General features: G+C 60.1%; 20 protein-coding genes. 15 read left to right on the top strand and 5 right to left on the bottom strand.

The features are described from left to right. Window positions 1–122: 122 nt before the first annotated feature. Complete coding sequence (locus H097_RS24115; RefSeq protein WP_032862936.1) at window positions 123–440, top strand: Rieske (2Fe-2S) protein; 318 nt, start codon at window positions 123–125, stop codon at window positions 438–440. Here the strand turns inward: H097_RS24115 and sfsA are convergent. After that, entirely contained in the window at window positions 437–1,150 is a 714-nt protein-coding gene (sfsA, locus tag H097_RS24110; RefSeq protein WP_032862935.1) for a DNA/RNA nuclease SfsA, read from the bottom strand. The genes H097_RS24115 and sfsA overlap by 4 nt on opposite strands. Further along, a complete protein-coding gene (locus H097_RS24105; RefSeq protein WP_032862934.1) occupies window positions 1,150–2,322 on the bottom strand; it encodes a pyridoxal phosphate-dependent aminotransferase in 1,173 nt (390 codons plus the stop codon). Before H097_RS24105 ends, sfsA begins: the two co-directional genes overlap by 1 nt. A gap of 320 nt (window positions 2,323–2,642) precedes the next feature. On the opposite strand from H097_RS24105, the gene dksA reads away from it, so the two are divergent. From dksA to H097_RS24035, 14 genes are all read left to right on the top strand, one after another. Continuing rightward, on the top strand, window positions 2,643–3,077 hold the full coding sequence (gene dksA, locus H097_RS24100) for an RNA polymerase-binding protein DksA (RefSeq protein WP_032862933.1): 435 nt from the start codon (window positions 2,643–2,645) through the stop codon (window positions 3,075–3,077). A gap of 84 nt (window positions 3,078–3,161) precedes the next feature. Beyond that, on the top strand, window positions 3,162–4,049 hold the full coding sequence (gluQRS, locus tag H097_RS24095) for a tRNA glutamyl-Q(34) synthetase GluQRS (protein WP_032862932.1): 888 nt from the start codon (window positions 3,162–3,164) through the stop codon (window positions 4,047–4,049). Between the two features lie 62 nt (window positions 4,050–4,111). Continuing rightward, a complete protein-coding gene (locus H097_RS28265) occupies window positions 4,112–4,288 on the top strand; it encodes a hypothetical protein (protein WP_003176118.1) in 177 nt (58 codons plus the stop codon). Further along, window positions 4,272–7,226 carry a sensor histidine kinase gene (locus H097_RS24085; RefSeq protein ID WP_162237657.1) on the top strand — a complete coding sequence of 985 codons (2,955 nt, stop codon included), beginning with the start codon at window positions 4,272–4,274 and terminating at the stop codon, window positions 7,224–7,226. The genes H097_RS28265 and H097_RS24085 overlap by 17 nt, the downstream gene beginning before the upstream one ends. Window positions 7,227–7,248: 22 nt before the next feature. Next, complete coding sequence (locus H097_RS24080; RefSeq protein WP_032862930.1) at window positions 7,249–8,682, top strand: sigma-54 dependent transcriptional regulator; 1,434 nt, start codon at window positions 7,249–7,251, stop codon at window positions 8,680–8,682. Window positions 8,683–9,394: 712 nt separating this feature from the next. Continuing rightward, window positions 9,395–10,792, top strand: a complete 1,398-nt coding sequence (locus H097_RS24075; protein WP_029298948.1) for a polynucleotide adenylyltransferase PcnB — start codon at window positions 9,395–9,397, stop codon at window positions 10,790–10,792. Between the two features lie 5 nt (window positions 10,793–10,797). Further along, entirely contained in the window at window positions 10,798–11,298 is a 501-nt protein-coding gene (folK, locus tag H097_RS24070; RefSeq protein WP_032862929.1) for a 2-amino-4-hydroxy-6-hydroxymethyldihydropteridine diphosphokinase, read from the top strand. Window positions 11,299–11,587: 289 nt separating this feature from the next. Next, window positions 11,588–12,388, top strand: coding sequence for a 3-methyl-2-oxobutanoate hydroxymethyltransferase (gene panB, locus H097_RS24065; protein ID WP_032862928.1), 801 nt, complete (start codon window positions 11,588–11,590; stop codon window positions 12,386–12,388). Further along, the gene (gene panC, locus H097_RS24060; protein ID WP_032862927.1) at window positions 12,385–13,239 is read left to right on the top strand and encodes a pantoate--beta-alanine ligase; all 855 of its coding nucleotides are present in this window, start codon (window positions 12,385–12,387) and stop codon (window positions 13,237–13,239) included. Before panB ends, panC begins: the two co-directional genes overlap by 4 nt. Window positions 13,240–13,528: 289 nt before the next feature. Then, on the top strand, window positions 13,529–15,193 hold the full coding sequence (pgi, locus tag H097_RS24055; protein ID WP_032862925.1) for a glucose-6-phosphate isomerase: 1,665 nt from the start codon (window positions 13,529–13,531) through the stop codon (window positions 15,191–15,193). Between the two features lie 97 nt (window positions 15,194–15,290). Further along, on the top strand, window positions 15,291–17,228 hold the full coding sequence (acs, locus tag H097_RS24050) for an acetate--CoA ligase (RefSeq protein ID WP_032862924.1): 1,938 nt from the start codon (window positions 15,291–15,293) through the stop codon (window positions 17,226–17,228). 16 nt (window positions 17,229–17,244) lie between these two features. After that, window positions 17,245–18,114: an oxygenase MpaB family protein gene (locus tag H097_RS24045; protein ID WP_032862922.1), complete on the top strand. Its 870-nt coding sequence runs from the start codon at window positions 17,245–17,247 to the stop codon at window positions 18,112–18,114. 176 nt (window positions 18,115–18,290) lie between these two features. After that, entirely contained in the window at window positions 18,291–19,307 is a 1,017-nt protein-coding gene (locus H097_RS24040) for a class I SAM-dependent methyltransferase (protein WP_032862921.1), read from the top strand. Window positions 19,308–19,414: 107 nt separating this feature from the next. Beyond that, window positions 19,415–22,348 (top strand): DUF748 domain-containing protein, encoded by a 2,934-nt coding sequence (locus H097_RS24035; RefSeq protein WP_032862920.1) that lies wholly within the window; start codon window positions 19,415–19,417, stop codon window positions 22,346–22,348. Window positions 22,349–22,711: 363 nt separating this feature from the next. Here the strand turns inward: H097_RS24035 and H097_RS24030 are convergent, their stop codons facing one another. The 3 genes from H097_RS24030 to rpsO form a co-directional block, all read right to left on the bottom strand. Then, complete coding sequence (locus H097_RS24030) at window positions 22,712–23,059, bottom strand: BON domain-containing protein (protein ID WP_032862919.1); 348 nt, start codon at window positions 23,057–23,059, stop codon at window positions 22,712–22,714. Between the two features lie 297 nt (window positions 23,060–23,356). After that, on the bottom strand, window positions 23,357–25,462 hold the full coding sequence (pnp, locus tag H097_RS24025) for a polyribonucleotide nucleotidyltransferase (RefSeq protein WP_032862917.1): 2,106 nt from the start codon (window positions 25,460–25,462) through the stop codon (window positions 23,357–23,359). Window positions 25,463–25,657: 195 nt separating this feature from the next. After that, window positions 25,658–25,927, bottom strand: a complete 270-nt coding sequence (gene rpsO, locus H097_RS24020) for a 30S ribosomal protein S15 (RefSeq protein WP_003177875.1) — start codon at window positions 25,925–25,927, stop codon at window positions 25,658–25,660. Between the last annotated feature and the right edge of the window lie 81 nt (window positions 25,928–26,008).

The following is a 26,008-nucleotide window of genomic DNA, read 5'->3' as shown; positions in this document are numbered from 1 at the left end:
CAGTCAGCTAACGGGCGAAGCCGGCATTTGATAATTGTTTGCATTTGAACGTCAAGCGCCAGGCTCGCCCATAAACCCTGGTTCGCCCTGCAGCCCTTGACCCGCACCACCTGAGAACACTCATGAAGTTTCTGTGCCCGTCCCACGAACTTGCCCAAGACAGCAGCCGCGGCTTCGATCTCGATGGCCGCAAGCTGTTTGCCGTACGCCGCGAAGGCCGGGTGTATTTCTATATCAACCGTTGCCCTCATCGCGGCGTACCGCTGGAATGGCAACCTGACCGGTTTCTCGACCCTAGCGCGAGCATGATCCAATGTGCCACCCATGGCGCATTGTTTCTGATCGAAAACGGCGAATGCGTCGCCGGCCCCTGCGCAGGCCAAAGCTTGACCCCCCTGCCCGGCCGCGAGGACGCACAGGGATTGTGGGTACAGCTCTAGGGGTTGAGCAACACTGGCAGTGGGCGATCGATATAGATTTGCTGCGCACTCACCTGCACACCGTAAGCTAAGACTTGCACCCCGGCAGCCTTGGCTTCACGCAGTGCCGCGGCATAGCCCGCGTCGATTTCCTCGGCCGGCCGTACACCGTCGATGCCAGACAGATTCACACAGTACAACTGCACGGCTCGTACACCGCTGCGAGCCAGATGCGCCAGCTCACGCAAATGTTTGGCCCCACGCTGGGTCACCGCATCGGGAAACGCTGCGATAGGCGTGCCGTCAAACCCCAGGGTGACACTTTTGACTTCGACATAAGCTGCACCGTCGGGGTAGTCCAGGCGAAAGTCGATACGGCTCTTCTCCTGGCCGTAGGGCACTTCGCGCTTTAAGGCGGTAAAGCCGTTGAGTTCGGTGATCACTCCAGCATTCAGCGCTTCTTCAACCAGTTGATTGGCGCGCGCGGTGTTGACGCACGCCAGGCGGCCCTGGGGTGTTTGCGCGATTTCCCAGGTCCCCGGCAGCTTGCGCTTGGGGTCGTTGGAGCGGCTGAACCAGACTTGCCCGCCCTCGACCATGCAGTTGAACATCGAGCCAGTGTTCGGGCAGTGGATGGTCAGCAATTCGCCGGCTGCGGTTTCGATGTCGGCCAGAAAGCGCTTGTAGCGGCGAATCAGCCGACCTTCTTCGAGAGGAGGATGAAAGCGCATCAGCCTTGCCAACTCTGCAAGCCACGGGCAATGCGTTCCACTGCTTCCTGTAGTCGATCAAGGTTTTGCGTGTAGGCAAAACGCACATGATGACCGGCCTGGAAGCGACCGAAATCCAACCCTGGCGTGAATGCCACATGCTCGGTTTCCAGAAAATGCCGGCAGAACGCGAAAGCATCGCCACCAAAGGCGCTGATATCGGCATACAGGTAAAACGCCCCTTCAGGCTCGACCGCAATACCGAAACCCAACTCGCGCAGCGCCGGTAACAAAAAGTCACGCCGGCGCCCGAATTCGGCCCGTCGATCTTCAAGAATCGCCAGGGTCTGCGGGGTAAAACAAGCCAATGCTGCGTGCTGGGCCATGCTGGGGGCGCTGATGTACAGGTTCTGCGCCAGTTTCTCCAGTTCGCCCACGGCTGCGGGGGGCGCCACCAGCCAGCCAAGGCGCCAACCGGTCATGCCGAAATACTTCGAAAAACTGTTTAGGACGAACGCGTCATCATCCACTTCCAGCACGCTGGCTGCGTCAGTGCCATAGGTCAGGCCGTGATAGATCTCATCCACCACCAAATGGCCATTGCGCGCCTTGATCGCACCGGACAGGCCAGCCAGCTCATCACGGGTCAGGATGGTCCCGGTCGGGTTGGCCGGCGAGGCAACCAAGGCCCCCACGCTGTCCTGGTCCCAATAACGCTCCACCAGGTCGGCGGTCAGTTGGTAACGCACCTCGGGACCAACCGGCACCAGTTGCGCCGCGCCCTCGACCAGTCGCAGGAAATGCCGGTTACAGGGGTAGCCAGGGTCCGCCAGCAACCAGTGCTTGCCGGGATCCACCAGCAGGCTGCTGGCCAACAGCAAGGCCCCGGAGCCGCCCGGGGTGATCAGGATGCGCTCGGGGTCGATGTTCAAGCCATAGCGCTGCTGGTAGAAACCACTGATGGCCTCGCGCAACTCCGGCAGGCCACGGGCAGCGGTGTAGCGGGTCTTGCCATTGGCCAGCGCGGCCTGGCCGGCCTGGATGATCGGCTCGGCGGTGGTGAAGTCCGGTTCGCCGATCTCCAGGTGAATCACATCATGGCCAGCGGCCTGTAGCTCATTGGCCCGCGCCAGCAACGCCATGACATGAAAAGGTTCGATAGCACGACTGCGAGCACTGTAGGGCTGAGCCATTAGCCTTCCTTAACAATGAGGACAAAATCGGGATTCTACCGAACCCGTGAGGTAAAACATGTTCTATTGCCTGCCTGGCTGGCGATGATGAGCCGGGCAAGCGCCGGCAAAAAGACTAAAATCATCATTCGGGACGATGCATGCCCGGCCACGGCGGGTCGCAGCCGTTTGCAACCCCGGCGCGACGGGCCCAGACAACCGGGAGTGGCGCACCCCGAATCTATCTGGTAAGTTCGCCCGCTTGCAGCCGCAGGGCCGGCAGGTGTCGGTGATGTTGCAATCCTGCGCAATGGATTAGAAGAGTGAGAGGCGGTCTATTCATGTCCACCCAAGCAAAGCAACAGAGCATCAGCGGCTTCGAACCCTACATCGAGTCGAAGGGCGAAGAGTACATGGGCGAGCCCATGCGCAAGCACTTCACCAAGATCCTGCAGAAATGGAAACAGGACTTGATGCAGGAGGTCGACCGTACCGTTGACCATATGAAGGACGAAGCAGCCAACTTCCCTGACCCGGCCGACCGAGCCAGCCAGGAAGAAGAGTTCAGCCTTGAACTGCGCGCCCGTGATCGCGAGCGCAAGCTGATCAAGAAAATCGACAAGACGCTGCAACTGATCGAAGACGAAGAATACGGTTGGTGCGAATCCTGCGGCGTCGAGATCGGCATTCGCCGCCTGGAAGCCCGTCCTACCGCAGACATGTGCGTGGACTGCAAGACCTTGGCCGAAATCAAGGAAAAGCAGGTCGGCAAGTAATCCCTGCCGAGCTGAACGAATGGGGCGTGCAAACGCCCCATTTTTGTTTCTGGCGCCTGGCGGTTTTCCAGTAATATCCAGGCCATGACAGCCTCCCCCTATATCGGGCGTTTCGCCCCCACGCCCAGCGGCCACCTGCACTTCGGCTCCCTGGTTGCAGCCCTCGCCTCCTATCTCGACGCCCGTGCCAATCAAGGCCGCTGGCTGATGCGCATGGAAGACCTCGACCCACCCCGTGAAGAACCCGGCGCCCAGGCAGCGATCCTGCATGCCCTGGAAAGCTATGGTTTTGAGTGGGACGGGGAACTGGTCCGACAAAGCGAGCGGCATGATGCCTACGCCAAAGTACTGAACGACATGTTCAACCATGGCCTGGCCTACGCCTGCACCTGCTCACGCAAGCAACTGGAACCGTACAACGGCATTTACCCCGGCCTATGCCGCAATGCCGGCCACGATCAGCAGGATGCCGCCATTCGTCTACGTGTTCCCGAGCTGGAATACCATTTCACCGACCGTGTACAAGGCCAATTCCGACAACACCTGGGCCGCGATGTCGGCGATTTCATCATCCGCCGCCGCGACGGCCTATATGCCTATCAACTGGCCGTGGTGCTCGACGATGCCTGGCAAGGCGTAACCGATATCGTACGCGGCGCCGACCTGCTCGACTCCACGCCACGCCAGCTGTACCTGCAAGAGTTGCTGGGCCTGCGCCAGCCGCGCTACCTGCATGTGCCCCTGATCATCCAGCCGGACGGTAACAAGCTGGGCAAATCCTACCGCTCCCCGCCATTGATGCCCGACCAGGCCACACCGTTGCTACTAAGGGCGTTGCGCGCGCTCGGCCAGCAACCTGGGGATGAACTGCACCATGCCAGCCCACGGGAACTGCTGGATTGGGGCATTGCGCACTGGGATGCCACTCGGATCCCGCGCACACTCACATTGGCCGAGGCGCAATTACACTGAAGGCGCTTGCAGCCTGCCAGCCATCCGTTAACATCGCCGCAGTTTTTCAATCAGAGGCCAACATGTACATCTATCGCTTGGTCCTGCTGTTGGTCGTCGGGATCTACCTGTTTTCTCCCGCCATCATGGACTGGTGGATCGACGCCACGGGCGCCTGGTATCGCCCTTATCTGCTGTGGCTGATCCTGATCGTCGTGACCTTTATCCTGCAGAGCCAAAAAGATGCCGATGAGCTTTAGCCTGACCCAGATGCTGCTGATCAGCGCCGCCTACCTGGCCGCGCTGTTCGGGGTGGCCTGGATCAGTGAGCGCGGGATGATCCCGCGGGCGATCATTCGCCACCCGCTGACCTACACCTTGTCGCTGGGCGTGTATGCCAGCGCCTGGGCGTTCTATGGCACGGTGGGCCTGGCGTACCAGTACGGTTACGGATTTCTTTCCAGCTACCTCGGAGTCTCTGGGGCCTTCCTGCTGGCGCCGGTGCTGCTGTACCCAATCCTGAAGATCACCCGCACCTACCAGTTATCGTCGTTGGCCGACCTGTTTGCCTTTCGCTTTCGCAGCACCTGGGCCGGCGCGCTGACCACGATTTTCATGCTGATCGGCGTGCTGCCGCTTTTGGCCCTGCAAATCCAGGCCGTGGCCGATTCCATCGGCATCCTCACCCATGAGCCGGTGCAACATCGCGTGGCCCTGAGCTTTTGTGCGCTGATTACCCTGTTCACGATTTTTTTCGGCTCGCGGCATATCGCCACCCGGGAAAAACACGAAGGCCTGGTGTTTGCGATTGCCTTCGAATCAGTGATCAAGCTGATCGCCATCGGCGGCGTGGGCCTGTACGCGCTGTACGGCGTGTTCGACGGCCCGCAACAACTTGAGCTGTGGCTGCTGCAAAACCAGACCGCCCTCGCCGCCCTGCACACCCCGCTGCAAGAAGGCCCATGGCGCACGCTGTTGCTGGTGTTCTTTGCCTCCGCCATCGTCATGCCGCACATGTACCACATGACCTTTACCGAGAACCTCAACCCGCGCTCGCTGGTCAGCGCCAGTTGGGGCCTGCCGCTGTTCCTGCTGCTGATGAGCCTGGCGGTGCCGCTGATCCTCTGGGCCGGCCTGAAACTGGGGGCCACCACCAACCCGGAATACTTCACCCTCGGCATCGGCATCGCCGCCAACAGTAAATCCCTGGCCTTGCTGGCCTACGTCGGCGGCTTATCGGCGGCCAGTGGCTTGATCATTGTCACCACCCTGGCGCTGTCGGGCATGGCCCTCAACCACCTGGTGCTGCCGCTGTACCAGCCGCCTGCCGAAGGCAACATCTACCGCTGGCTGAAATGGACACGCCGCGCGCTGATCGTGGCAATCATCATGGCCGGCTATGGCTTCTACCTGCTGATGGCGGCCGAGCAGGACCTGGCCAACCTCGGCATTGTGGCCTTCGTCGCTACGTTGCAGTTCTTGCCGGGCGTGCTCTCGGTGCTGTACTGGCCGACCGCCAACCGGCGCGGGTTTATCGCCGGGCTGCTGGCGGGGATCCTGGTGTGGCTGGTGACCATGCTGCTGCCGCTGGTCGGTAACCTGCAGGGCTTCTACATCCCGCTGCTGAACATGATCTACGTGCTGGATGACACCAGTTGGCACATGGCGGCCATCGCCTCGCTGGCAGCCAACGTGCTGATGTTCACCCTGATCTCCCTGTTCACCAACGCCAGCCCCGAAGAAACCAGCGCCGCCGAAGCCTGCGCCGTAGATAACGTGCGCCGCCCGCAGCGCCGCGAACTGCATGCGGCTTCGCCCCAGGAGTTCGCCACGCAACTGGCCAAGCCCCTGGGCGCCAAGGCCGCGCAAAAGGAAGTGGAGCAGGCACTGCGCGATCTGTACCTGCCCTTCGATGAGCGCCGGCCCTATGCCCTGCGCCGCCTGCGCGACCGCATCGAGGCCAACCTGTCCGGGCTGATGGGCCCCAGTGTGTCCCAGGACATGGTGGAGACTTTCCTGCCCTACAAGGCCGGCGGCGAAAACTATGTCACCGAAGACATCCATTTTATCGAGAGCCGGCTGGAGGACTACCACTCGCGCCTCACCGGCCTTGCCGCCGAACTCGACGCCCTGCGCCGCTACCACCGCCAGACCTTGCAGGAACTGCCCATGGGCGTCTGCTCCCTGGCCAAGGACCAGGAGATCCTGATGTGGAACAAGGCCATGGAAGAACTGACCGGCATCGCCGCCCAGCGCGTGGTGGGCTCGCGCCTGACCACCATCGCCGATCCGTGGAAAGAATTGTTGCAGGGTTTTATCAACCTGCCGGATGAACATCTGCACAAACAGCACCTGGCCCTCGACGGCCAGACGCGCTGGCTGAACCTGCACAAAGCAGCGATCGACGAACCCCTGGCCCCCGGCAACAGCGGCCTGGTGTTGCTGGTCGAAGACCTGACCGAAACCCAGATGCTCGAAGACAAACTGGTGCACTCCGAGCGCCTGGCCAGTATCGGGCGCCTGGCGGCTGGGGTGGCCCACGAGATTGGCAACCCGATCACCGGTATCGCCTGCCTGGCGCAGAACCTGCGTGAAGAGCGCGAAGAAGACGGCGAAATCACCGAAATCAGCGGGCAAATCCTCGAACAGACCAAGCGTGTCTCGCGCATCGTGCAATCGCTGATGAGCTTTGCCCATGCCGGCGGCCACCAGAATCACGATGAAGCGGTGTGCCTGGCCGAAGTCGCCCAGGATGCCATTGGGCTGCTGGCCTTGAACCGGCGCAATTTCGAAGTACAGTTCTATAACTTGTGCGATCCGGAACACTGGGTGGTCGGCGACTCACAACGCCTGGCCCAGGTGTTGATCAACCTGCTGTCCAATGCCCGCGACGCGACACCCGCTGGCAGTGCGGTAAGGGTCAAGAGCGAGGCTTTCGAGCACACGGTCGACCTGATCGTGGAGGACGAAGGCAGCGGTATTCCACAGAACATCATGGACCGATTGTTCGAACCCTTCTTCACCACCAAGGACCCTGGTGAAGGTACCGGTCTGGGCCTTGCACTGGTCTATTCCATCGTTGAAGAGCATTATGGACAAATCACCATCGACAGCCCGGCTGACACCGAAAGCCAACGCGGCACCCGTATTCGGGTGACCTTGCCGCGTCATGTCGAAGCGACGTCCGCTGTGAACTGAGACCGTCGAGAGAATTGAATCAATGCCGCACATTTTGATCGTCGAAGACGAAACCATTATCCGCTCTGCCTTGCGTCGCCTGCTTGAACGCAATCAGTACCAGGTCAGCGAAGCCGGCTCGGTGCAGGAAGCCCAGGAGCGTTTCAGCATTCCCACGTTCGACCTGATCGTCAGTGACCTGCGCCTGCCTGGCGCACCGGGCACCGAACTGATCAAGCTGGGCCAGGGCACGCCGGTGCTGATCATGACCAGCTATGCCAGCCTGCGCTCGGCGGTCGACTCGATGAAGATGGGCGCGGTGGACTACATCGCCAAGCCCTTCGATCACGATGAGATGCTCCAGGCGGTAGCCCGTATCCTGCGTGACCGTCAGTCGGCCAGCAGTGCACCCGCTGAACGACCTGCCGGCAAGGCCGCCAATGGCAGCGACAAGCCAGGCGTGGACAACAGCAATGGCGAAATCGGCATCATCGGCTCCTGCCCACCCATGCAGGACCTGTACGTCAAGATCCGCAAGGTTGCGCCCACCGACTCCAATGTTTTGATCCAGGGCGAGTCCGGTACCGGCAAGGAACTGGTGGCCCGTGCCCTGCACAACCTGTCCAAGCGCGCCAAGGCACCGATGATCTCGGTGAACTGTGCGGCGATCCCCGAATCCCTGATCGAATCCGAACTGTTCGGCCATGAGAAAGGTGCCTTTACCGGTGCCAGCGCCGGACGCGCCGGCCTGGTAGAAGCGGCGGACGGCGGCACGCTGTTCCTCGACGAAATCGGTGAACTGCCCCTGGAAGCCCAGGCGCGCCTGCTACGGGTGCTGCAGGAAGGTGAGATTCGTCGGGTCGGCTCGGTACAGTCGCAAAAAGTCGACGTGCGCCTGATTGCCGCGACTCACCGGGACCTCAAAAGCCTGGCGAAAATCGGCCAGTTCCGTGAAGACCTGTATTACCGCCTGCACGTGATCGCCCTCAAGCTGCCGGCCCTGCGTGAACGCGGTGCCGACGTCAACGAGATTGCCAATGCGTTCCTGTTGCGCCAGAGCGCCCGGGTCAACCGTACCGACCTGACGTTTGCGGCCGACGCCGAACAGGCCATCCGCCATTATTCGTGGCCTGGCAACGTGCGCGAGCTGGAAAACGCCGTGGAACGCGCGGTGATCCTGTCGGAGAGCCCACAGATCTCCGCCGAGCTGCTGGGCATCGATATCGAACTGAGCGACCTGGACGATGACGACTTCATTGGCCTGGCACCGCAACAGGGCGGCAGTAACACCAGCCACGAACCCACGGAAGACTTGTCCCTGGAGGACTACTTCCAGCACTTCGTCCTGGAGCACCAGGACCACATGACCGAGACCGAACTGGCACGCAAACTGGGTGTCAGCCGCAAATGCCTGTGGGAGCGGCGCCAGCGCCTGGGCATTCCACGGCGCAAGACCGGGGTTGCCAGCGAAAGCTGAGGCCAGCTCACATCGGGTAACACCCCAAACGTGAAAAAACTGTTACCTCAGATATTCACGTAACAAAAAGCCGGGGCTTACGGTAACGAAGCCCCGGCTTTTTTATGCCTGCCAAACCCACCATAACCGGCAAAACCCCTTGTTTTGCTGGGGTTTGCAAAAGTTGGCACGCACCCTGCTATATGCTTAGTACAAGAACAATAAAAAGCAACGTACACACACAATAAAAATAAGACGAATCGACTCACGCATAATAAAAACAACACGGCGGAGGCGCAGCTAACTGATTCTTTTGGAGAGGCGTTGCATTTGGGGCTTGCCCCGCAACCAGGCCGAGAACAACAAAAACTGCCCTAAGGCAGAGCCTGAACTGGTTGGATCATTGATCATAGCAACACAGCGACCAAAGCAATCCGTTTGCTCTTGACTCCCGATTGGGAGTGTCATGAAGGTCAAATCTCATGGCGAGGGCGATCAACAAAAACAAGAAGCCCGAAATCAATAATAAAAATAGAGCACGCAACTACTTTCTGGGGGAGCTTCGGCTCCCCTTGTAGTTTCTGCAATTTGAGCATCACGCCGGCTTATTTAAGCCTCTGGCTCAACGCTTGCAGCTAGTTCCTACACCATCCCCTGACTAAATGCTAGAATCCCGGCCCATCATGCGGTCATTCTTCGTTATGGCCGAACATTCCTTCAAACAGTGCATCCCATGCTGAAGAAGTTGTTCCAGTCATTCCGTTCCCCCTTGCGTCGTACGCAACACATTCGCAGCACGCCTGAAGTGCTCAACAGCAATCAACATTCGCTGCAGCGCGCCCAGTTCAGCCGTTATGCGGTGAACATCGTCGAACGCCTGCAGAACGCTGGCTACCAGGCCTACCTGGTCGGCGGTTGCGTGCGCGACATGTTGCTCAACATCACTCCCAAGGATTTCGACGTCGCCACCAGCGCCACGCCCGAACAAGTGCGTGCCGAGTTTCGCAACGCGCGGATCATCGGCCGGCGCTTCAAGTTGGTGCACATCCACTTTGGTCGCGAGATCATCGAGGTCGCGACCTTCCGCGCGGGCCACCCGCAAAACGATGAAGAGGAAGACAGCAACCAGTCTTCCCGCAACGAAAGCGGACGTATCCTGCGGGACAATGTGTACGGCACCCTGGAAGAAGACGCGCAACGTCGCGACTTCACCATCAATGCCCTTTATTACGATCCGGTCAGCGAACGCATTCTCGATTACGCCAACGGCGTGCACGATATCCGCAATCACCTGATCCGCCTGATCGGCGACCCCACGCAGCGCTACCAGGAAGATCCGGTGCGCATGCTGCGGGCCGTGCGGTTTGCCGCCAAGCTGAACTTCGGCATCGAGAAACACACGGCCGCGCCGATTCGCGAACTGGCACCCATGCTGCGGGAAATCCCCTCGGCGCGCCTGTTCGAGGAAGTGCTCAAGCTGTTCCTGTCCGGGCATGCCGCCGACACGTTCGAAATGCTGGTGGACCTGCAGTTGTTCGACCCACTGTTCCCGGCCAGCGCCGATGCACTGGAGCACAACCCGACGTACACCCACACCCTGATCAGTGAAGCGTTGATCAACACTGACCTGCGGATCAAACAGAACAAACCGGTGACCCCGGCGTTCCTGTTTGCTGCCCTGCTCTGGCCTGCGTTGCCAGCCCGGGTACTGCGCCTGCAGAACCGCGGCATGCCACCGATTCCGGCGATGCAGGAAGCGGCGCACGAACTGATCGCCGAACAGTGCCAGCGCATCGCGATCCCCAAGCGTTTCACCATGCCGATCCGCGAGATCTGGGACATGCAGGAGCGCCTGCCACGGCGCAGTGGCAAACGTGCCGACCTGCTGCTGGACAACCCGCGCTTCCGTGCCGGCTATGACTTCCTGCTGCTGCGTGAAAGCGCTGGCGAACAGACCGATGGCCTGGGCGAATGGTGGACCGACTACCAGGACGCCAATGACAGCGAACGCCGCGAGATGATTCGTGAGCTCAGCAGCAAAGGCGAAGCCACTGGCGACGGGCCGAAAAAGCGCCGTCGCAGCAGCGGTAGCAAGCGCAAACGCAGTGCCGCCGATACCTCTGGCGAGTAAGCACGGTGGAGCGTATCTACATCGGCATGGGCAGCAACCTCGCTGCCCCGCAGCAGCAATTGCGCAACGCCATAGAGGCGTTGGCGCAATTGCCGAACACCACAGTCGCGGGTGTCTCTGCCTTCTATCAAAGTGATTCCCTGCTTCAGGGCCAACCGCGCTATACCAATGCCGTGGCGGCGCTGGACAGCGCCCTCGCGCCGCTGGAACTGCTGGATGCACTGCAAGCCATCGAGAACGATCAGGGCCGCGAACGTCTTGAACGCTGGGGCCCACGCACCCTGGACCTGGATATCCTGCTGTTTGGCGAGCGCCTGATCGATGAGGCGCGCCTCAAGGTGCCTCATTACCAGATGCATCTGCGGGCTTTTGTGCTGTACCCGCTGGCTGAACTGGCGCCTGCCACGTTGCAACTGCCTGACGGCCGTCTACTCAATGACCTGCTCGCCGAATGCCCGTTCGTCGGCCTGGAACGCTTGGCTTGCTCGCGAAAATCGTCAATATAAATGCAGGCGGCCTGATTAAACGCGTTGTCTAGATGTTCTTCGCGAGCAAGCTCGCTCCTACAATCGCATCAGTAACAGCGGTAACACCCCACTCGTAACAATGCGGTAACACATCCAATTGACTTCCAGAGTCCTCCTCACGACTATAGGCGTCCCGCTGCCGCCAACCCGGCGCTGAAGGGCGCAATCCAGGCCTTATAAGCACTGCTCTGAAGAAAGTGCGCCTGTATAAACGAAGACTCACGCGCGTTACTCGCTGTTTCCAAGCGCCTGAATGAGGACCCTTTTCATGCCAGACATTACCCTGACCACCTTGCAGAGCCTCAAACTCAAGGGTGAAAAAATCGCCATGCTGACCTGCTATGACGCCACCTTCGCCCATGCCTGCTGCCAGGCCGGCGTCGAGGTGCTACTGGTGGGCGACTCCCTGGGCATGGTTCTTCAAGGGAATGACAGCACACTGCCCGTCACCACAGACGAACTTGCCTACCACACCGCCAGCGTCAAGCGCGGTAACCAGGGCGCCTTCATCATCGCCGACCTACCGTTCATGGGTTACGCAACGCTTGAGCAGACCTTCCAGAATGCCGGCAAGCTGATGCAGGCCGGGGCACATATGATCAAGGTCGAAGGTGCCGTTTGGCTCGCCGAGTCGATCCGCCTGCTGGCTGAACGTGGTGTACCGGTGTGCGCGCACATGGGCCTGACGCCGCAGTCGGTGAATATCCTCGGCGGCTACAAGGTCCAGGGCCGCAATGAAGCCCAGGCGCGGCAGATGCGGGCCGACGCCATTGCCCTGGAGCAGGCCGGCGCGGCGATGATCGTGCTCGAATGCGTGCCGAGCGAACTGGCTGAAGAAATCACCCAGGCCGTGAAAATCCCGGTGATTGGCATTGGCGCGGGCAGCGCCACCGATGGCCAGGTCCTGGTGCTGCACGACATGCTCGGCCTGGCCCTCACCGGCCGTGCACCGAAGTTCGTGAAAAACTTCATGGCCGGCCAGGACAGTATCCAGGCCGCACTGAGCGCCTATGTCGCCGAAGTCAAAGGCGTTACCTTCCCAGGCATCGAACACGGATTCTCGGCATGAACACCGTCAAAACCCTGCGCGAACTGCGGGCCGCGGTCACTCACGCGCGTAGCGCCGGCAAGCGCATCGGCTTCGTGCCCACCATGGGCAACCTGCATGCCGGCCACGCCACACTGGTGACTCGGGCCGCCGAGCAAGCAGACTTCGTGGTGGCGAGCATTTTCGTCAACCCGCTGCAGTTTGGCGCTGGCGAAGACCTGGACAAGTACCCTCGCACTCTGGCCGCCGACCAGGAAAAGCTGCTGGTGGCCGGCTGCAACCTGCTGTTCGCCCCCACAGTCGACGAGATGTACCCTGATGGCATGACGGTGCAGACGCGGGTCAGCGTGCCGCAATTGTCCGAAGGCCTGTGCGGCGCCAGCCGCCCTGGTCACTTCGAGGGCGTGGCGACGGTGGTGAGCAAGTTGTTCAACATGGTCCAGCCTGACCTGGCAGTGTTCGGGCAAAAGGACTACCAGCAACTGGCGGTGATCCGCGCCATGGTGCGCGACCTGAACATGCCGATCCAGATCATTGGCGAGCCTACGGTGCGCGCCGATGACGGCCTGGCGCTGTCCTCGCGCAACGGCTACCTGACGCAAGAACAGCGCGCCATCGCCCCGGTGCTGTACCGCAGCCTCAGCCAGATCGCCACGGCGATCCAGGCCGGCGAACGTGACTTTGCCAAACTGCGCGCCGAACAGATCCAGCACATCGAGGCCGCCGGCCTGCGCATGGACTACCTGGAAGTTCGCCAGGGCCAGCATCTGCGCCCTGCAACTGTCGAGGATCGTGATGTGGTGATCCTGGTTGCCGCTTACCTGGGCGCGACCCGGTTGATCGACAACCTGCATCTCAATTTGCCCGCCTGAAGCTGGCGATAATCCAATGTGCGAGCGGGCTTGTGTGGGAGCGGGCAAGCCCTAATGCCACACAAACCTGCTCCCCCATTGGTTTTGTAGCGCCCCTCAGGCCCTGGTATAAAAAAGTACCAACCTCTGCACAGACAAAGCCAAGACATATCGACACGCTAGGTTTAATGTAATCGCCCGGCGTTATAGTTAGCGCTGTCTGGAACCCAATCCTTGATACAAGACTGGACGTTCCGGGTTCAGCAGTGTCCTAAAGGCAATCCCAGTAATAAAAAGGAAACCCGCAGCGATGGCGTATTACCGCACCCCTCATGACGTTACCGCTCTGCCCGCCTGGCAAGCGCTCAATCAACATCGCCAAGCCATGCAGGATTTCAGCATGCGCGAAGCGTTCAATGCCGATCCCCAGCGCTTTTCCCAGTTCACTCTGAGCAGCTGCGGACTGTTCCTCGATTACTCGAAAAACCTCATCACTGCGCAAACCCGCGACCTGCTGGTGGACCTGGCCAACGAAGTCGACCTCAAGGGCGCGATCAAAGCGCTGTTCGACGGCGAGCCGGTCAACTCTTCGGAAGGCCGTCCGGCGCTGCATACCGCACTGCGCCGCCCGGTGGGCGACAAGCTGTCGGTCAACGGCACCAACATCATGCCCGACGTGCACAAAGTGCTGAACCAGATCACCGACCTGGTGGGCCGCATTCATGACGGCCTATGGCGCGGCTACACCGAGAAGCCGATCACGGACGTGGTCAACATCGGCATCGGTGGCTCGTTCCTCGGCCCGGAGCTGGTCTCCGAAGCGCTGTTGTCCTACGCCCATAAAGGCGTGCGCTGCCACTACCTGGCGAATATCGACGGCAGTGAGTTCCACGAACTGACCCAGAAGCTGCGCGCCGAGACCACGCTGTTCATCGTCTCGTCAAAATCCTTCAACACCCTGGAAACCCTGAAAAACGCCCAGGCCGCCCGCGCCTGGTACCTGGCCCAGGGTGGCTCGGAAGCCGAGCTGTATCGCCACTTCATCGCGGTGTCGAGCAACAATGCGGCGGCCGTGGCCTTCGGGATCCGTGAAGAAAACATCTTCCCGATGTGGGACTGGGTCGGCGGCCGTTATTCGTTGTGGTCGGCCATCGGCTTGCCAATCGCCCTGGCCATCGGCATGTCCAACTTCAAGGAACTGCTGTCTGGCGCCTACTCCATGGACCAGCACTTCCAGAACGCTCCGTTTGAACAGAACATGCCTGTGCTGCTGGGCCTGCTGGGTGTGTGGTACGGCAACTTCTGGGGCGCGCAGAGCCACGCGATCCTGCCGTATGACCATTACCTGCGCAACATCACCAAGCACTTGCAACAACTGGACATGGAATCCAACGGCAAGAGCGTACGCCAGGATGGCACGCCGGTTGCCACCGACACCGGTCCGGTGATCTGGGGCGGCGTGGGCTGCAACGGTCAGCACGCCTACCACCAGTTGCTGCACCAGGGTACCCAGTTGATCCCGGCCGACTTCATTGTGCCAATCGTCAGCTTCAACCCAGTCTCCGACCATCACCAATGGCTGTACGCCAACTGCCTGTCCCAGAGCCAGGCGTTGATGCTCGGCAAGACCCTTAGCGAAGCCGAAGCCGAGCTGCGCGACAAAGGCATGGCCGAAGCCGAAGTGCAGAAACTGGCCCCGCACAAAGTGATCCCGGGCAACCGCCCAAGCAACACCCTGGTGGTCGAGCGGATCAGCCCGCGTCGCCTGGGCGCGCTGGTGGCGATGTATGAGCACAAAGTGTTCGTACAGAGCGTCATCTGGGGCATCAATGCCTTTGACCAATGGGGTGTTGAGTTGGGCAAGGAGCTGGGCAAGGGCGTCTACAACCGCCTGACAGGCGCCGAGGAAAGCACGGCCGACGATGCCTCGACCCAAGGCTTGATCAACTACTTCCGTGGTCGTCACCGCGGTTGAGGTGATCGGCACTACAATCAGGGATTGAACCTGCATAAACGGCTCCTATAGGGGCCGTTTACGCTCTTGTGGCCATAACAAGAATAAGGATCCCTGTATGTTCGATATCAGCCAGTTTCCCCATGCCGATGCCGTGCGCCGTGCTGCACAACTGGGCCAAGAGGACTACCAGCGCCTCTATCGGCAATCTATCGAGAACCCCGACACCTTCTGGGCCGAACAAGCCAAGGCCTTGCTCGACTGGGTCACGCCCTGGCAGACCGTCCAGCACTGCGACATCCACACCGGCGCCGCACAGTGGTTTGCCGGCGGCCAGTTGAACGTCAGCTACAACTGCATTGACCGGCACCTGGCGCAGCGTGCCGATCAGCCGGCCTTCATCTGGGAAGGCGACGATCCGGCAAAGTCGTCCAAAATCACCTACCGCCAACTTCATCAAAACGTCAGCCGCCTGGCCAATGTGCTGAAAAGCCGTGGCGTGAAGAAAGGCGACCGGGTGTGTATCTACATGCCGATGATTCCAGAAGCCGCTTACGCGATGCTGGCCTGCACGCGCATTGGTGCGGTGCACTCGGTGGTATTTGGCGGGTTCTCACCGGATGCCTTGCGCGATCGTATTCTCGATGCCGACTGCCGCACGGTGATCACCGCCGACGAAGGTGTACGCGGCGGTAAACCCGTGGCGCTGAAACAGAATGTCGACAAGGCCTTGGCCAGTTGCCCAAATGTCACGACGGTACTGGTGGTAGCACGTACCGGCGCCGCCGTGGCCTGGACCGAGGGGCGCGACCTCAAGTATCAACAAGCCGTTGACGCGGTCAGCGGCGAATGCCCGCCCGAGCCGATGGATGCCGAAGACCCGCTGTTTATCCTTTATACCTCCGGCAGTACCGGCAAGCCCAAGGGCGTGCTGCACACCACCGGTGGCTATCTGCTGCAAGCGGCAATGACCTTCAAGTACGTGCTCGACTACCGCGAAGGCGAGGTGTTCTGGTGCACCGCCGACGTCGGCTGGGTGACCGGCCACAGTTACATCGTGTACGGGCCACTGGCCAATGGCGCCACCTCCCTGATGTTCGAGGGCGTACCGAGCTACCCGGACAGCTCGCGCTTCTGGCAGGTGATCGACAAGCATCAGGTGAATATTTTCTACACCGCACCCACCGCCCTGCGGGCCCTGATGCGTGAGGGCCATGGTCCGCTGGAGAACACGTCCAGGGCTAGCCTGAGATTGCTCGGCAGTGTCGGCGAACCGATCAACCCGGAAGCCTGGGAATGGTATTTCAATGCCGTCGGCGAGCAGCGCTGCCCGATTGTCGATACGTGGTGGCAGACCGAGACCGGCGGCATCATGCTCAGCCCGCTGGTCAGCGCCCAGCGCATCAAGCCCGGCTGCGCGACCCAGCCAATGTTTGGGGTACTGCCGGTATTACTCGACGAACAGGGCAAGGAAATCAGCGGCGCCGGCAGTGGCGTCCTGGCGATCAAAGCCAGTTGGCCGGGGCAGATCCGCAGCGTGTATGGCGACCCACAGCGGATGATCGACACCTATTTCAAGCCCTACCCCGGCTACTACTTCACCGGCGACGGCGCGCGGCGCGACGAGGATGGCGACTACTGGATCACCGGGCGCATCGATGATGTGATCAACGTCTCCGGCCATCGCATCGGTACCGCCGAGGTGGAAAGCGCCCTGGTGCTGCATGACAAGGTGGCCGAGGCGGCCGTTGTCGGCTATCCCCATGACCTCAAGGGCCAGGGCATCTATGCGTTTGTCACGCCGATGAATGGCGTCGAGCCCAGCGACGAGCTGAAAAAGCACCTGCTGGCACTGGTCAGCAAGGAAATCGGTAGTTTCGCCAAGCCCGAGCTGATCCAATGGGCACCGGCCTTGCCCAAAACCCGCTCAGGCAAGATCATGCGGCGTATCCTGCGCAAGATCGCCTGCAACGAGCTGGACAGCCTGGGCGATACGTCGACCCTGGCCGATCCCAGCGTGGTCGATGGCCTGATCGACAAGCGCCTGAACCGATAGGAACCCCCAAGCCACCATGGAATTTCTGCGCAACCGTATCGAATCCCAGTTGATGAGCCTGACAGGCCTGTCCCTGGGAAACCTGGACCTGGAAAGCCCCAAGGGCGATCCAGGGCTGTTCGGGCCGGACTCGGTAAGCTGGCAGGTCCATGGTGATTTCAGCAGCATGCTGATCGGCGGTATCAGCGCCTTGATGTTGCAGGCGCTGCATCCCCTGGCGCTGGCCGGCGTGTGGGACCATTCGAACTTTCGCCAGGACATGCTCGGGCGCCTGCGGCGTACTTCGCAGTTTATTTCCGGCACCACTTTTGGCTCGCGGCGCGATGCCGAGTGGCTAATCGAAAAAGTGCGTACCATCCACCTGCAAGTGGTCGGGCATGCCCCTGACGGGCGTCCTTATGCGGCCAGCGATCCGCAATTACTGACCTGGGTGCATGTCGCCGAAGTCAGCAGCTTTCTGGCGGCGCACCTGCGCTACAAAAACCCGGACTTATCGCCTCGGGATCAGGACCGGTACTACAGCGAGATCGCCTTGATCGCCGAGCAACTGGGGGCACGACATGTGCCGCGCTCACGGCAGGAAATTTCGGATTATCTGCAACGAATTCGTCCACAACTGCTGTGTGACGAGCGCAGCCACGAAGTGTTGCGCCTACTGCTCAATGCCCCGGCCCCCAGCACCCTGGCCAAGCCGTTCGGCGCACTGATGATGCAGGCCGGCATCGACCTGCTGCCGGGCTGGGCCAGCGACATGCTTGGCCAGCAACAAAGCCCACTGCAACGCCAACTGATCCGCGCCGGGGTCAAGCGCAGCGCACCGCTGCTGCGTTGGGCAATGCGCAATGGTTCGGTGCAGCGCGCCCACAGGCGAATGGGCCTGCTGTAACGACGCAACCCCTTGTAGGCGCTGGCTTGCCAGCGAAAATCGTCAACGCTGACGCAATAAGCCTGACGAAGCGCGGCGATATCGAGTTTTTCGCGGGCAAGCCCGCTCCTACAAAAGCCGGGACCCACAGGAGCTGTTAAACTTGCGCGCTTCAATTCCCCAGCAAGGCGCGCTCCATGTCGTCCCTGAATCAGGCGCTGCGCGCCGCCCTCGATCACCGTCAAGACCTGCTCGCCGAGCTGCATGCCCAAGGCACCGATTGCTACCGGTTGTTCCATGGCAGCCAGGAAGGCGCCGGTGGCTTGACCATCGACCGTTACGGCCCGCAATTGATGGTGCAGAGTTTTCACCAGTCCCTGGACAGCGATGCGCTACAGCAACTGCACCTGATGATCAACCAGTACCTGGGCCTGGAGTTGCTGCTGGTCTATAACGACCGCTCCCGCGGCAACTCGCGGATCGACCGGGAAGACACGGTATACCGCGCCGAACCCGCGGCCCTGGAGGATCTGGTCGGCCACGAGTGGGGCCTGAACTACCGTGTGCGCGGCCGCCACCCCGGGCAGGACCCGCTGCTGTTCCTGGACCTGCGCAACACCCGTGGCTGGGTCAAGGCGCACAGTGCCGGCAAAAGTGTGCTGAACCTGTTTGCCTACACCTGTGGCGTCGGCCTCAGCGCAGCGGCCGGTGGAGCCCGCGAGGTATGCAACCTGGACTTTGCCGAGGGCAACCTGGCCGTCGGCCAAGAAAACGGCGAGTTGAACCCACAGCTGTCGAAAATGACCTTTGTACAGTCCGACTACTTCCCTGCCATTCGCCAACTGGCGGGACTGCCGATCACTCAGCGTCGCGGACAGAAGCTGCCCAGCTACCCGCGCCTGGAACAACGTCAATATGACCTGGTACTGCTCGACCCGCCGGCCTGGGCCAAAAGCGCCTTTGGGACCGTGGACCTGTTGCGTGACTACCAAAGCCTGCTCAAACCGGCATTGCTCGCCACCGCCGACAATGGCGTACTGATTTGCTGCAATAACCTGGCAAAGGTCAGCATGGATGACTGGCGCGAGCAGGTCTTGCGCTGCGCCGAAAAGGCCGGCCGGCCTGTACGCGACTGGAAAGTGATGACACCCGGTGCGGACTTTCCCTCACAAGACCAACAGCCACCGCTGAAGACTCTGATCCTGCAACTGTAGGATTGTCCTGAAAAGCTTAGGCTGGCGTAATAAAGGCGCGGTTCTTCGGAACCGCAAACCCGTGCCATACTCCAAGGCACTTCTGAACCACATAGATGGCGTCACCCATGCCCAAAGGATTGATTCGCGCCGCAGGCGCCTTGCTGACCGCCCTTGCACTCTATAGCTTGCTGGGCTTCCTGATTCTCCCCGGCATCGCCCTTCGCGTGGCCAACCAACAGTTGGCCAACTACGCCACCGTGCCAGCCCGCATCGAGCGTATCGAGCTCAACCCGTTCAGCCTTGAGCTGACCCTCTGGGGCCTGAAGATCGGTGAGCCCGGCAAGGAGCAGGTGGGCTTTGAACGCCTCTACGCCAACCTGCAGATCGACAGCCTCTGGACCCGTGCCCTGCACCTGGCCGATGTGCAGTTGGACAAGCCGAAGACCGAAATCCTGTTCGACAAGGCCGGCACGCTCAACCTCGCGCAATTGTTCAAAGTGCCGCCGAGCGAACCGACGCCCGATGATCCCGAAAGCAAACCGTTCCCACTGCGCATCGAGCGCATCAAGCTGGCCGGCGGCTACGTGCACTTTGAAGACGTACGCCCAAGCGAGCCTATCGAGTTTCTCTACGACAAACTCGACTTCGAACTGAAAAACCTCAGCACCCTGCCCGAAGACAACGCCGACATGACCCTGGTCGCCGCAGGCCCCGAAGGCGGCCAGATCGACTGGACCGGCAATTTCAGCCTGGTCCCGATCGCCTCCGAGGGTAAGCTCAAAGTCACTGATGGCAAGATGAAAGTCTGGTGGCCGTATGTGCGCGACGCTGTGCCACTGGTCCTGGAAGATGGCGTGCTCAATTTCAGCACCGACTACAAGCTCAACCTGGCCAAAGAAACCGAACTGAACCTGACCAACGTCTCCGCGAGCATCGCGCCCTTCGCGATCAAGGCCCCGGATGGCCGGCCACTGGCGCGTCTGGAGCGCCTGGATGTCAGCGAAACCTCGATCGACCTGGCCAAGCAGCAAGTGATCGTCGGTAAGATCCGCAGTAACAAGCTCGAAACCTGGGCTGCCCGCGAAGCCGATGGCCAGTTGGACTGGCAGAAACTGTTCGCCAGCCAGCCGAGCAAGCCGGCCGCAGCCCCTGAGCCGGCAACGGCCCCAGCCACCGCCGACTCGCCAAAACCCGAGGCGGTAGCGCCAAGCAAGCCTTGGCAAGTGCTACTCAAGGATGTGCAACTGCGCAACTATCAGGTGCATCTGGCTGATCGCCAGGTAAAACCTGCGGTAGCGCTGGAACTGGGCCCGCTGAATGTCGATGTCCAAGACTTCGACAGCCTCAACCAAAGCCCCTTCACACTCAAGATCGACACCGGCCTGGGCAAACAGGGCAAGATCCAGGCGAGCGGCCAGGTCAACCTGAACCCGGTCAGCGCTAAGTTGAAAGTCGACACCAAGGATATCGACCTGCGGGTTGCCCAGTCCTATATCAGCCCGTTTATCCGCCTGGAGCTGCGTAGCGGCATGCTGGGCAGCAACCTGGATGTGAACCTCAAGAGTACCGAGCCCCTCGCGCTGCAGATCACCGGCCGTGCGCAAGTGGACCAGTTGCACACCCTGGACACCCTTAAGACCCGTGACTTCCTCAAGTGGCAGCGCCTGGTGGTCGAAGGCTTGAACTATCAGCATGGCAACAGCCTGTCGATCGACAAGATCAACCTGCTGCAACCCTATGTCCGCTTCATGATCAACGATGATCGCACCACCAACGTCGATGACCTGCTGATCCCGCAGCCAGCCGACAGTGGTGCCAAGTCCACCACCAAATCCAGCGCGAGCAACGAAAAGCCCCTGGGCATCCGGATCGGCCAGATCGCGATCAATGATGGCTCGGCCAACTTCGCCGACTTCAGCCTGACGCCAAACTTCGCCACCGCGATCCAGCAACTCAACGGCCAGATCGGCACCATTGACAGCCGCCAGGCCAAGCCGGCCAGCGTCGATATCAAGGGCAAGGTCGACCGCTACGCACCTGTGACCATCAAGGGCAGCGTAAACCCGTTTGACCCGATGGCAGCACTGGACATCGCCACCAGCTTCAAACGTGTCGAACTGACAACCCTGACCCCGTATTCGGGCAAGTTTGCCGGGTTCCGGATCCGCAAGGGCCGGCTCAACCTTGACCTGCACTACATCATCACCAAGGGCCAATTGAAGGCCGAGAACAAGGTGGTGGTGGAGCAACTGCAACTGGGCGAAAAAGTCGACAGTGCGGACGCGGTGGACCTGCCGATTCGTCTGGCGATTGCCCTGCTCAAGGACACCGACGGCAAGATCTCCATCGAGTTGCCGGTGACCGGCGACTTGAACAACCCGCAATTCAGCGTGATGCCGATTGTCTGGCAAACCCTGCGCAACCTGGTGGTGCGCGCGGCGACGGCGCCGTTCAAGTTTATTGGCGGGCTGGTCACCGGTGGTGGCTCGGAAGACCTTGGCAACGTGTCGTTCGCCGCAGGCTCCAGTGCGTTGAGCAAGGACGCCGAGTCGGCCCTCAACAGCCTCTCCAAGGCCCTCAAGGAGCGCCCGGCCCTGCGCCTGGAGATCGAAGGCACTGCGGCGGCGAGCAGCGACGGTCCGTTCCTGGCCGGCGAGCGGCTTGAGCGCGAATACCAATACAACTACTACAAGATCCTCCAGCGCCGGGGCGATAAAGTCCCGGCCCAGGCATCCTTGCTTGTCGTACCGGAGAAGGAAAAAGCCCCATTGCTGGAAGGCATCTACCGCACACGCTTGAAGCAACAGCCTCCGGCCGAGTGGAAAGACCTGGGCGGCGATGAGCGCACGGCGAAGCTGCGCGAGGGCGTGATCAAGTTCTGGAGCGCCAGTGACGTGCTGCTGCGCCAACTGGGGCAGGATCGTGCCAGCGCCATCAAGGACTATCTGGTGGACAAGGGCCAGTTGGACGATGATCGGGTGTACTTCATTGATGCCAACCTCGGGCAAGCCGAGAAAGATGGCCGGGTTGTTACGCCAATGCACCTGGATGCCGAGTAATTACCCGGCACCAGAAGTCTGAAGTGTGGGAGCTGGCCTGCCTGCGATAGCGGTGGGTCAGCCAGCCTACTGGCTACTGATCTAATGCCAGTCAGTTAAGCGGTCATCGCCTCCTGTAGGAGCGAGCTTGCTCGCTCCTACAAAAAAGCCTTAACTGACTGGCATTAAGGCAAGCCAGCCTCCCACATTTGAGCTCCATCATCCGCAAATATGTATTCCAAACCACAATAAAACGGGCCCCGACACAAGTGCCGGGGCCCGTAGTGACCACATCCCTGTGGTCGGTCGCATGAACCTGTAAGGTGCATTGAGCGGATATCTGCCTCGCTCTAGGCCGCCTGGGTTCAGTCGAATTGTTAAGCGTTACTCTGCTTTCAGGCCGTCGGCCGATACAGCTTTAACGCCTTTGATTTTCTTGGTGATAGCTACTGCCATTTCCTTCTGTGCGTCAGTCACAGCAACGGTGGAGGACAGGGAAACCACGCCTTTGTTGGTTTCGACTTTGATGTCGGTGCCAGGAATGCCTTTCTCGGTGACCAGATCAGCTTTGACTTTAGTGGTGATCCAGGTGTCAGAGGTCGCTTCTTTGGCCTTGGTCACTTCACCAGCGGCTACAACCATTGGAGCCTGGGAAGTCTGGGCGAACGCAACGTTAGCCATGGTCAGGGTCAGAGCGGTGGCAGTTGCAGCAGCGATAGCGAACTTCTTCATACGAGTAACTCCTGTTTTTTCGAAGGTCTGCAGCGTTTCAACGTTAATGCTGCAGGGTTACCCGTACTATTGCAGGCGCTGTGCCAAGTCTTCACGATCAATAATTACCTTTAAAATCAACAAGTTGAAATATTTGTCGATTTTCGGAATCGTGCAACTTGCATGAAGGGTATCGTGCCTGCATGCAAGTTGCGGCTTTTGCCCTGGGCTAAACGGCTGATTTACCTTCACTTTCCCACGGCTATAAAAAAAGGACCCCGAAGGGTCCTCTTTTTCAGCGTGAAGCCTGGGGAGTAATTAAACGCCCGAAGCCTTGGCTGCCGCTACGTCCTTGATGGACAGCTTGATACGGCCGCGGTTGTCCACGTCCAATACCAGCACTTCCACTTCCTGGCCTTCTTTCAGGATGTCGGTCACTTTCTCAACGCGAGCATCGCTCAGCATGGAGATGTGAACCAAGCCATCCTTGCCCGGCAGGATGTTGACGAATGCGCCGAAGTCGACGATGCGCTCAACCTTACCGACGTAGATCTTGCCGATTTCAGCCTCAGCGGTGATGCCCAGGACGCGCTGGCGTGCAGCTTCAGCAGCTTCCTTGGTTTCGCCGAAGATCTTGATCGAACCGTCGTCTTCGATATCGATCGAAGCCTTGGTTTCTTCACAGATCGCACGGATGGTCGCGCCACCTTTACCGATGACATCACGGATTTTGTCGGTGTCGATTTTCATCGCGATCATGGTCGGAGCATTTTCCGACAGCTCGGTACGCGACTGGCCAATGATCTGGTTCATCTGGCCGAGGATGTTCAGGCGCGCTTCCAAGGCTTGGCCCAGGGCGATTTCCATGATCTCTTCGGTGATGCCCTTGATCTTGATGTCCATCTGCAGCGCGGTCACACCCTTGGCGGTACCGGCTACCTTGAAGTCCATGTCGCCCAGGTGGTCTTCGTCACCCAGGATGTCGGTCAGGACGGCGAACTTCTCGCCTTCCTTAACCAGGCCCATGGCGATACCGGCAACCGGCGCCTTCATCGGCACACCAGCGTCCATCAGAGCCAGGGAAGCACCGCAAACGGAAGCCATGGAGCTGGAACCGTTGGACTCGGTGATTTCCGACACAACACGGATAGTGTACGGGAACACATCAGCGGCCGGCAGCATGGCCGAAATCGAACGACGGGCCAGACGGCCGTGACCGATTTCGCGACGACCAGCACCACCCATGCGACCACACTCACCTACCGAGAACGGAGGGAAGTTGTAGTGCAGCATGAACGGGTCTTTTTTCTCGCCTTCCAGGGTGTCCAGCAGCTGTGCGTCACGGGCAGTACCCAGTGTTGCAACAACCAGGGCCTGGGTCTCGCCACGGGTGAACAGTGCCGAACCGTGGGTTTTTGGCAGAACGCCGACTTCGATGTTCAGCGGACGTACGGTGCGGGTGTCGCGACCGTCGATACGTGGCTTGCCGTTGACGATGTTTTCGCGAACGGTGCGGTATTCGATCTCGCCGAAAGCAGCTTTGACTTCGCTGGAAGAAGGCTGGCCTTCTTCACCGGACAGCTTGGCAACAACCTGATCCTTCAGCTCACCCAGGCGAGCGTAACGGTCGGCCTTGATGGTGATGGTGTAGGCTTCGGAGATCGCAGCGCCGAACTCGGAGCGGATAGCGCCCAGCAGTTCGGTGGCTTCTGGCTGAGGAGCCCAGGTCCAGGTTGGCTTGGCAGCTTCAGCGGCCAGTTCTTTAACTGCGTTGATCACAACCTGGAACTCGTCGTGAGCAAACAGTACGGCGCCCAGCATTTGGTCTTCGGTCAGCTCTTTGGCTTCCGATTCAACCATCAACACGGCTTCCGAAGTACCGGCAACGACCATGTCCAGGCTCGAAGCTTTCTGTTGTTCGTAAGTCGGGTTCAGCAGGTAGCCGGTGCTTTCGTGGAACGCAACACGGGCAGCGCCGATCGGACCATCGAAAGGAATACCGGAGATGGCCAGGGCAGCCGAGGTGCCGATCATCGCAGCGATGTCCGGATCGGTCTTCTTGCTGGTGGAGACGACGGTGCAGACAACCTGCACTTCGTTCATGAAGCCTTCTGGGAACAGCGGACGGATCGGACGGTCGATCAGTCGGGAAGTCAGGGTTTCTTTCTCGGAGGGACGGCCTTCGCGCTTGAAGAAACCGCCAGGGATCTTACCGGCAGCGTAAGTCTTTTCCTGGTAGTGAACAGACAGAGGGAAGAAGCCCTTGCCTGGATCGGCTTGCTTGGCACCAACGACGGTCACCAATACGCTGACGTCATCATCAACGGTGACCAGCACTGCGCCGGAGGCCTGACGGGCGATACGGCCTGTCTCAAGGGTAACGGTCGACTGACCGAACTGGAATTTTTTGATTACCGGGTTCACGGTGTCCTACCTTCTTTGTGGCTCTTGGGGAACTGGTCTTCTTGCGAAATTCTTGGGCAATGTCGGGAATCGGCCCAACCCTTGTCCAGGGGTAAAACGTGTATCCAGATAAAACTTGAGGCTGGGAGCCTGCCATGGGCCAGCGGGAATCCCACTGACACACGACAGACAACCAACCTCTAGCGCAATCGCTGATTAGCGACGCAGACCCAGGCGACCGATCAGAGTCTGATAACGACCCAGATCCTTGCCTTTCAGGTAGTCCAGCAGCTTACGACGCTGGTTTACCATGCGGATCAGACCACGACGGGAGTGGTGATCTTTACCGTTGGCCTTGAAGTGACCTTGCAGCTTGTTGATGTTGTGGGTCAGCAGTGCAACTTGCACTTCTGGCGAACCAGTGTCACCAACAGCTTGCTGATAGTCAGCTACGATTTGTGCTTTTTCTTGAACGTCGAGAGCCATGAGGCAATCCTTTTTTCAGGAAACCACCCAAAGGGCAGTTTCAACAGGCCAGGGACAAATCCCTGTATCTAAAAATGAGTG

This window comes from Pseudomonas sp. FH4, assembly GCF_000510915.2.
GTDB lineage: Bacteria > Pseudomonadota > Gammaproteobacteria > Pseudomonadales > Pseudomonadaceae > Aquipseudomonas > Aquipseudomonas brenneri.
The sequence above is the reverse complement of the archived record's forward strand: the minus strand, read 5'-3'. Positions and strand labels throughout refer to the sequence as shown.

What these genes read in the sequence shown, in the direction of transcription:
- H097_RS28265 (WP_003176118.1), top strand. Translation starts at nt 4,112, where the DNA reads ATGTACATCTATCGCTTGGTCCTGCTGTTGGTCGTCGGGATCTACCTG.
- panB (WP_032862928.1), top strand. Translation starts at nt 11,588, where the DNA reads ATGCCAGACATTACCCTGACCACCTTGCAGAGCCTCAAACTCAAGGGT.
- H097_RS24105 (WP_032862934.1), bottom strand. Translation starts at nt 2,322, where the DNA reads ATGGCTCAGCCCTACAGTGCTCGCAGTCGTGCTATCGAACCTTTTCAT.
- H097_RS24075 (WP_029298948.1), top strand. Translation starts at nt 9,395, where the DNA reads ATGCTGAAGAAGTTGTTCCAGTCATTCCGTTCCCCCTTGCGTCGTACG.
- H097_RS24040 (WP_032862921.1), top strand. Translation starts at nt 18,291, where the DNA reads ATGTCGTCCCTGAATCAGGCGCTGCGCGCCGCCCTCGATCACCGTCAA.
- rpsO (WP_003177875.1), bottom strand. Translation starts at nt 25,927, where the DNA reads ATGGCTCTCGACGTTCAAGAAAAAGCACAAATCGTAGCTGACTATCAG.
- acs (WP_032862924.1), top strand. Translation starts at nt 15,291, where the DNA reads ATGTTCGATATCAGCCAGTTTCCCCATGCCGATGCCGTGCGCCGTGCT.
- H097_RS24085 (WP_162237657.1), top strand. Translation starts at nt 4,272, where the DNA reads ATGCCGATGAGCTTTAGCCTGACCCAGATGCTGCTGATCAGCGCCGCC.
- gluQRS (WP_032862932.1), top strand. Translation starts at nt 3,162, where the DNA reads ATGACAGCCTCCCCCTATATCGGGCGTTTCGCCCCCACGCCCAGCGGC.
- H097_RS24080 (WP_032862930.1), top strand. Translation starts at nt 7,249, where the DNA reads ATGCCGCACATTTTGATCGTCGAAGACGAAACCATTATCCGCTCTGCC.
- pgi (WP_032862925.1), top strand. Translation starts at nt 13,529, where the DNA reads ATGGCGTATTACCGCACCCCTCATGACGTTACCGCTCTGCCCGCCTGG.
- panC (WP_032862927.1), top strand. Translation starts at nt 12,385, where the DNA reads ATGAACACCGTCAAAACCCTGCGCGAACTGCGGGCCGCGGTCACTCAC.
- H097_RS24030 (WP_032862919.1), bottom strand. Translation starts at nt 23,059, where the DNA reads ATGAAGAAGTTCGCTATCGCTGCTGCAACTGCCACCGCTCTGACCCTG.
- H097_RS24115 (WP_032862936.1), top strand. Translation starts at nt 123, where the DNA reads ATGAAGTTTCTGTGCCCGTCCCACGAACTTGCCCAAGACAGCAGCCGC.
- dksA (WP_032862933.1), top strand. Translation starts at nt 2,643, where the DNA reads ATGTCCACCCAAGCAAAGCAACAGAGCATCAGCGGCTTCGAACCCTAC.
- H097_RS24045 (WP_032862922.1), top strand. Translation starts at nt 17,245, where the DNA reads ATGGAATTTCTGCGCAACCGTATCGAATCCCAGTTGATGAGCCTGACA.
- sfsA (WP_032862935.1), bottom strand. Translation starts at nt 1,150, where the DNA reads ATGCGCTTTCATCCTCCTCTCGAAGAAGGTCGGCTGATTCGCCGCTAC.
- H097_RS24035 (WP_032862920.1), top strand. Translation starts at nt 19,415, where the DNA reads ATGCCCAAAGGATTGATTCGCGCCGCAGGCGCCTTGCTGACCGCCCTT.